The sequence below is a fragment of the Geminocystis sp. genome (assembly GCF_041753295.1).
In the GTDB taxonomy this organism is placed as follows: Bacteria; Cyanobacteriota; Cyanobacteriia; order Cyanobacteriales; family Cyanobacteriaceae; genus Geminocystis.
Genome location: NZ_JBGSUU010000061.1, coordinates 1 through 7,522 on the forward strand (window position 1 = coordinate 1; position 7,522 = coordinate 7,522).

Annotated in this window: 7 protein-coding genes and 1 pseudogene; 5 read left to right on the plus strand and 3 right to left on the minus strand. The window is 29.0% G+C overall.

Annotated features, from left to right (window positions below):
• The 4 genes and pseudogenes from ACEW8E_RS06250 to ACEW8E_RS06265 form a co-directional block, all read left to right on the plus strand.
• On the plus strand, window positions 1-186 hold a 186-nt coding region (locus tag ACEW8E_RS06250), incomplete at its 5' end, for a hypothetical protein (RefSeq protein ID WP_373479477.1).
• A 135-nt stretch (window positions 187-321) separates the two neighbouring features.
• Window positions 322-1,053, plus strand: a pseudogene (gene urtD, locus ACEW8E_RS06255) (urea ABC transporter ATP-binding protein UrtD); the annotation flags it as partial.
• 503 nt (window positions 1,054-1,556) lie between these two features.
• Complete coding sequence (gene urtE / locus ACEW8E_RS06260) at window positions 1,557-2,252, plus strand: urea ABC transporter ATP-binding subunit UrtE (RefSeq protein ID WP_373479478.1); 696 nt, start codon at window positions 1,557-1,559, stop codon at window positions 2,250-2,252.
• A gap of 215 nt (window positions 2,253-2,467) precedes the next feature.
• Window positions 2,468-3,763 carry a CHAT domain-containing protein gene (locus tag ACEW8E_RS06265; protein ID WP_373479479.1) on the plus strand — a complete coding sequence of 432 codons (1,296 nt, stop codon included), beginning with the start codon at window positions 2,468-2,470 and terminating at the stop codon, window positions 3,761-3,763.
• Window positions 3,764-3,771: 8 nt separating this feature from the next.
• Here ACEW8E_RS06265 and hemW read toward each other — a convergent pair whose 3' ends face one another.
• The 3 genes from hemW to ACEW8E_RS06280 are packed head-to-tail and all read right to left on the minus strand — an operon-like array spanning window position 3,772 to window position 6,574.
• Entirely contained in the window at window positions 3,772-4,956 is a 1,185-nt protein-coding gene (gene hemW / locus ACEW8E_RS06270; RefSeq protein ID WP_373479480.1) for a radical SAM family heme chaperone HemW, read from the minus strand.
• 24 nt (window positions 4,957-4,980) lie between these two features.
• Window positions 4,981-5,799: a helix-turn-helix domain-containing protein gene (locus tag ACEW8E_RS06275; protein WP_373479481.1), complete on the minus strand. Its 819-nt coding sequence runs from the start codon at window positions 5,797-5,799 to the stop codon at window positions 4,981-4,983.
• A gap of 28 nt (window positions 5,800-5,827) precedes the next feature.
• Window positions 5,828-6,574 carry a pseudouridine synthase gene (locus ACEW8E_RS06280; RefSeq protein ID WP_373479482.1) on the minus strand — a complete coding sequence of 249 codons (747 nt, stop codon included), beginning with the start codon at window positions 6,572-6,574 and terminating at the stop codon, window positions 5,828-5,830.
• Between the two features lie 87 nt (window positions 6,575-6,661).
• Here ACEW8E_RS06280 and ACEW8E_RS06285 point away from each other — a divergent pair, with 87 nt between their 5' ends.
• A complete protein-coding gene (locus ACEW8E_RS06285) occupies window positions 6,662-7,381 on the plus strand; it encodes a DUF2993 domain-containing protein (protein WP_373479483.1) in 720 nt (239 codons plus the stop codon).
• Window positions 7,382-7,522 lie beyond the last annotated feature (141 nt).

Genomic DNA, 7,522 nt, shown 5'->3' on the forward strand with positions numbered 1-7,522 from the left:
CCTATTCCTCAAAATATTAATAATCAAAAACAACAACCTTTAATAAAGTTAGTGACAAAAATTTTAAATTTAAAGGAAGAAAACCCCGATAATGACACAACAGAATTAGAGAAAGAAATCGATTTATTAGTATATAAATTATATGACTTAACCGAAGAAGAAATTAATATTATTGAAGGAAAATAAATTTTGAAAATGTTTTAAATTAATAGATATGTAACAATCTTTACTGAAAATTATTATCTCGTCAAATTATATTAGTAAAGTTATACAAAAAATACTTATTATTAAAAAATAACGATAATTCTTAATAAATAACTAATGAGTGAAACCATATTAGAAATTGATGATTTAACAGTAAGTTTTGATGGTTTTAAAGCTCTAAATCATCTTAAATTTAAAATGAATAAAGGTGAATTAAGAGTAATTATTGGCCCTAATGGTGCAGGAAAAACTACTTTTTTAGATGTTATCACAGGTAAAGTTCAACCTACAGAGGGTAATGTTTTTTTTAAAGGCAAAAATCTTCGTAAAATTAGTGAACATCAAATTGCTAGAATGGGAATTGGGCGCAAATTTCAAACTCCCAGAGTCTATTTAAACTTAACAGTAAAAGAAAATTTAGATTTAGTCGCCAATAAGACAAAAAATGTCTTTTCAACCTTGTTTAATAAACCCACAGAACAAGATAAAAGAAACGTTGCTAGTTTGCTCGAAACCATCGGTTTAACCGCTAAAGCGACATTCAAAGCCTCTTTATTATCTCACGGAGAAAAGCAACGGTTAGAAATTGGAATGTTAGTAGCGCAGTCTCCTGATTTATTATTAGTAGATGAGCCTGTAGCTGGTTTAACCGATGAAGAAACAGAAAATGTGGGTAATCTCCTTCTCGCTTTAGCCCAAAGTCATTCTATCATCGTAATTGAGCATGATATGGAATTTGTTAGACAGATAGCGAAACAAGTTACTGTATTACATCAAGGTACTGTTTTATGTGAAGGTACAATGAATGAAATACAAAACGATCCTCGTGTAATAGAGGTATATTTAGGGCAGGAAACATCCTTAGAAAGAGATGAGATTATTATAGTACGCATTGTGGCTACAATAGCTTGGGCAGATTTTAATTTAACTCCCGAAGAACAAGATATAATTATCACTAATTTAAGTAAACAATTTGCAGATTCTCCTGAAGATGAATTGCAGTTAAAAGATGAATTAATAAACTTCTTAGGGGAAAAAATACCTTTAAATGATTTAGTGCCATTATTACAAACAGAGGAAGAAAAGCTAAAAGTTTTACAATTAAGTAATCAAATTATTAATAATCACAGTATCAATGAATTAGAAAATCAGGTTTATCAAGAGTTATTAGAATTATTGAATTTACCTCCAGAAATTCTTAGTAATTAATAATTATCAACTATAGAATTTCTAAATCATTTGTAAGAATTTTTACCCCTAACCTTCCAATTTTCGAGGAAATTAACTGATTATTTTCTTCCTACTCAAATAGGATTCCTATATTAACTATCAATTATTAACTATCAACTATTATGTTAAATTTATCGAGTTTAAATGTTTATTACGGTGAAAGTCATATTTTAAGAAATGTTGATTTAAGCATCAATAGCGGTGAAATGGTGTGTTTAATTGGTAGAAATGGGGTAGGTAAAACTACTTTATTAAAAACTATTATGGGGTTACTAAAATCCCCTACGGGAGAGATAAATTTTCAAAATAAAGTTATTAATAAAGTTACCACAGATCAACGTGCTAAATTAGGTATTGGTTATGTTCCTCAAGGTAGAGATATTATACCTCGTTTAACGGTAAAAGAGAATTTAATTTTAGGTTTAGAAGCCATCCCAAAAAAGGTTAAAAAACAAATTCCTGACGAAATTTTTGAGTTATTTCCTGTGTTGAAAACTATGTTAAACCGCATGGGAGGTGACTTAAGCGGTGGGCAACAACAGCAATTGGCGATCGCAAGAGCATTGATGGGAAAACCTCAATTATTGCTATTAGATGAGCCAACAGAGGGCATTCAACCATCCATTATATTAGAGATTGAAGCGGCGGTAAAAAAGATAATTAAAGAAACTGGTATTTCTGTTCTTTTAGTAGAGCAACATTTACATTTTGTACGTCAAGCTGATAGATATTATGCTATGCAAAAAGGTGGTATTGTTGCCTCTGGTTTAACCAGTCAATTAAGTCAAAGAGTTATTCAAGAATTTTTGGCAGTTTAAAGAGTAATTGATAATTGATGATTGACTTTTATTTTACTTTTGAGAAACCAAAACAAATAAATAATTGAATTTCTAATTTATAATAGTAAGATTACTTCTAAGACGATAAAACTAAAATGAAACTTATCACATTTTTATCGAAACCATTGAAAAGAAATCTTTTAGGTTATAGATTAAGAAAATTCATTATTTTTTTAGGATTAACTCTTATATCATTGACAATTATTTTAAATTTATCTTCTGTTAATGCCCAATTAATTCCAGAAGACAAACAAGAAGCTATTTTGAATAGTAAAATGTTAAAAATGGAGGAGAAATTAGAAAATGAGTATGAGACTTTTTTTCAAAGAAATATGATTGCTAAAAAGCAAAGTTCTTTAGAAATGGCTTCCATTTTAGCAGATATGGACGAAAAAACAGGTACTAATTCCGCAATTTTATGGGTTATACCTGAAGAAAAATATTTACATTTAGTATATTTAACAAAAAAAGGTAAAATTATTGTTAGAGATATTAATGATGCACCTTTTGAAAAAATTACAAAAACTATTGATGATTTTTATATCGAAATTGATCAAATAAATAATCCCATAAATTTAACTCAATCTCAACAATTATATAACTGGATTATTAAACCTTTTCAACAAGAATTTTTAGACGCAGAAAATATCAATAATATATTATTTTGTATTGGAAATGGAGTCAGATTATTACCATTATCAGCTTTACATGATGGCAACAATTTTTTAGTAGAGAAATATAGCATAACTCGTATTCCTGCTTTTAATTTAATTAATGCACAATATAAACCGATGAAAAATGCTCAAATCTTAGCAATGGGTGCATCAAATTTTCCCAATGAAGAGCCCTTACCTGCGGTAACATTAGAGTTAGAAAATATTGTCCAAAAATTAGCAAAACTTTCTTCAAAATCTAGTCAACTTTTACTGAATGAAGATCTTACCTTAAATAATATGGAAAGTCAATTACAAACCAATGGCTTTCAAATTGTACATTTGGCTACCCATGCTAATTTTAATACAGGTGACGCTAATAATTCTTATATTCAATTATGGGATGATAAATTAACCTTAGATAAAATGTCTAATCTTCCTTGGAAAACTCCTCCTGATTTATTAGTTTTAAGTGCTTGTAATACTGCTTTAGGTGATCGCAGTTCACAATTAGGTTTTACGGGAATTGCTTTACAATCAGGAGTAAATTCAGCATTAGGCACTTTATGGAGTGTGAGTGATTTAGGTACTTTTGCATTAATAACTGAATTTTATCAGCAGTTAGTAAATCCGTCAGATAATAACATGACAAAAACAGAGGCTTTACGTCAAGCTCAAAATTTATTATTACAAGAAAAAATCTATTTTGAAAATAATTATTTAATCACACCCCATGGAAATATAAAAATACCTGAAAGTCTTGAAATTAAAAAAAAAATAACTCTTTCTCATCCTTTTTATTGGGCTGGATTTACCTTAATAAGTAGCCCTTGGTAAATTATATTTTAAATAGTTTCAAGTTTAGTAAATAAGGTTGTTAATATAGTATTAGAATATAAAAATCCCTCAGGATCTGTTAAACTTAATTGATGAGTATTTTCGTTAAATATAATGAGTTTACTATCTAAAAAAGTACTTAAACATTCTAAAATTTGTGCTTCTATATTTTGACCAAATTTAGTCTTTATTTCGTATAAATTTACACCTTTTTTTAACCTTAAACCTAACATTAAAGTTTCTAATAATTGGTCATTTTTAGAAGTAATATTAATATCAATATTTCCTAAATTTTTCTGATATTGTTTTACCCACGCAAAATATTCTTTTCTGGTACGAGGGCGAGTAAAACGTTTATTATCAGTATAACTAGCCGCACCCATGCCAAAACCATGATAAAATTCGTTACGCCAGTAAACTTGATTATGACGACATTCATAACCCTTTTGACTATAGTTAGAAATTTCGTAGTGAATATATCCTGCTTCTCTTAATTTTTCTGAAGCTAAACAATACATATTAGCGGCGGTTTCATCTAGTGGTAAAGGATTATCACCTTCAGAGTATTTTTTACCAAATGCAGTAACAGGTTCTAACACTAAATCATAACAAGAAAGGTGTTTTGGTTGCAAGGCGATGGCTTTTGCTAAAGAATCTTGCCAATCATCTAGGGATTGATAAGGTAAACCAGAGATTAAGTCTAAACTCCAGTTATTAAAATCTGCTTGATGAATATAATCTATAGCTTGATTTATGTCCGACATTCTGTGTGTTCTTCCACAAATTTCGAGTAAATTATCTTGAAAGGCTTGTAAACCCAAACTAACTCTATTTATACCTAATTTTTGATATTGTTTAAGTTTAGTTAAATCAAAAGTAGCAGGATCGATTTCTAAAGAAATTTCAGCATTTTTGCTAATATTAAAATGTTGATGTAAAGTCGATAAAATGAACTCTAACCCTTCTATTGCTAATAAAGATGGAGTGCCACCACCAAAAAAAATTGTGTCTAAATCAAGGGTATTTTCTTGAGGAGTTGCTATAATTTCTTGACATAAAAAATTTACATATTCTTGTTGCCAAGGAGAATAATTATTACCGCTATTATCACCTAAAACAGTAATAGGAAAGTCACAATAAAAGCATCTTCTTTTACAAAATGGGATATGAATATAAGCTGATTTTACTAACATTAATTAGGTGTTTTATTACATTATTTAGGATCTCATTGGTAACTCGAAAGTAGCATTAGTGACTTGTCCTGATTTACCTAATTCTTTGGGTTTTTCGTCATTAACAGTAACAACTAATCCTCCAGCATTACCTGCGCGAATAATAACTTTTTGTTTTCCATTCCATTGTTTTTCTAATCCTTTGGTGAGGATACCTTCAAAAACAGGTTTACCATCGACAATGATTTTTACCCAAGAATCTTCTTTCACTGTAACCTTGACAATTAATTCTGTGGGTTGCGGTGGTTTTTCTTCTTTTTTCTCTACGATGGGTATAACTTCAGGATTGGTAATAGGATGATTTTTTTTCGGCAAAATCTGGGTTTCCATTACTTGTTTCTGAGGTATTTTTATTTGACTAAATTGAGAAGATTCTAAGATATTGCTTAAATTTTTTATGGAAAACAAGAGTAAAATAAAATAGAAAAAATATAAATATTGAGGCTTAACGTTGAAATTAAATTTAAAAGAAAATGATGGAGTAAAAGATTTTTTATAATATATTTTAGGGTTTAATTCTAAGGTAAATTTATTACTAATATCTTCTCCATCTAGTTTTAGAAAATTAGCATATTTTTTAATTAATTGTTTAGTAAAAAAAGGCTCAGGTAGATGTTGTAAGTCAGCAGATTCAAGGGCATTAATGATACTAACAGGAGTATGTAATTGATTAGATATTACATTTTTATCGAGATTTTTATCTATTCTAGCCTGTTTAAGTTCAACACTAATTAACTCTAATTGTTGTTGTCTAATTTCATCATAATCGATAATCTCTTCTTTACTTTTTTTTAAAAATTTCATGGTTAAATTTACCTTTTTTTTCAATCATTTAATTTTTTGACATTTCTCTAATAGTTTTTTTTAAATCATACATTTCTGGAATGGTTAAAGTGCGATATTTACCTGAAGATAAAGAGGCAATTTTAATTGTCCCAATGGCTTTTCGATGTAAACTAACTACAGGATAACCGAATAATTCTGCAATTCTGCGAATTTGACGATAACGTCCTTCTCGTAATATTATTTCCATCTGAGTTTGATTACCACTTCTTTTATTAATGGTAATTTCGGCGGGTAAAGTTTGTTTTCCTTCCCACATAAATCCTTCTGCCCATTGTTGTATAATCTTGTTAGGTATATTACCCTCTAAAGTAACAAGATAAGTTTTTGGAAGATCATAACGAGGATGAGTTAATTTAACCGTTAGTGAACCATCATTAGTTAATAATAATGCACCTGTAGAATTACGATCAAGTCTGCCTACTGGATGTATTCCTTTTCCTGATTTGAGATGAGGAGGCAATAAATCCATGACAGTTTTTCTTCCTTGAGGATCTTCACAAGTACTAATGTATCCTTTCGGTTTATTTAACAAAAAGTAAATTAATCGAGGACGATAATCATTACTTAATATTTTACCATCAACTTCTATTTTATCTTTAACGGCATTTGCTTTATCTCCTAATTGAGTTACAACACCATTGACTTTAACTCTTCCTTCGGTAATCATGGTTTCTGCTTCTCGACGGGAGGCGATTCCCCATTCTCTCAAAATTTTTTGGATTCTTTCTGACATTATTTTTTTTCCTTTATTTGTTATCTCTATGATGAATAAGTAGAATATTAAGTTTAATGGGTAAATGTAAAATTAATCTTAAATTTAATGGCTATTAAAAGTAAATCAGAAATTATCTCTCATATTCTTACTCCTGCAATCAAATTTTGGTTGCGATCGCAATTACAAGACGTAGTAGATCTAAAAATAGAAATTAATGCAGGAGATAAACAAATATTAACAGGAAAAATTGATCAAGTTTCTCTACAAACCAACAAAGCAATTTATCAAGGAATTCATGTTAGTAAAGCCGTCGTAAATACAGAAAAAATTGCCATAAATTTAGGAGGAATATTAAGAGGAAAACCATTAAAATTATTACAACCAATCTTTGTTAATGGAGAATTAGTTTTAACCTTAGAGGATTTAAAAACTTCCCTAGATTCAAGACTTTTACATCAGGGATTAATTGATTTACTTCATTTATTATTAGAATATCAAAAAATAGAAGAATATAAGCAAATATTAGCACAATATGAATTTAACTGGCAAGACATTATTTTACTCGATAATCAATTTATTTTACAAGGTATATTGAGTAATAATCAAGGAAAAAAAAGTAATTTAATTTTAATTTCTAGCTTAACCTTAAAAGATGATCATACCCTCTTATTTAACCCCATTAAAATTGAGGGAATTTCAGATTTAGAGACTCTTATCATTAATAATTTTGAGGTGGATTTAGGAAAAGATGTTGAGTTACAACAATTGATTTTGAATAGTGATAAATTATCTTGTGTCGGCAAAATAAAAGTAATCAGTGAATAGCTAAAAACTTCTATCCTTGAAAAATTACTCCTATTCTCCTATCTCCTATCTCCTATCTCCTATCTCCTATCTCCTATCTCCTATCTCCTATCTCCTATCTCCTATCTCCTATCTCCTATCTCCTATCTCCTATCTCCTATC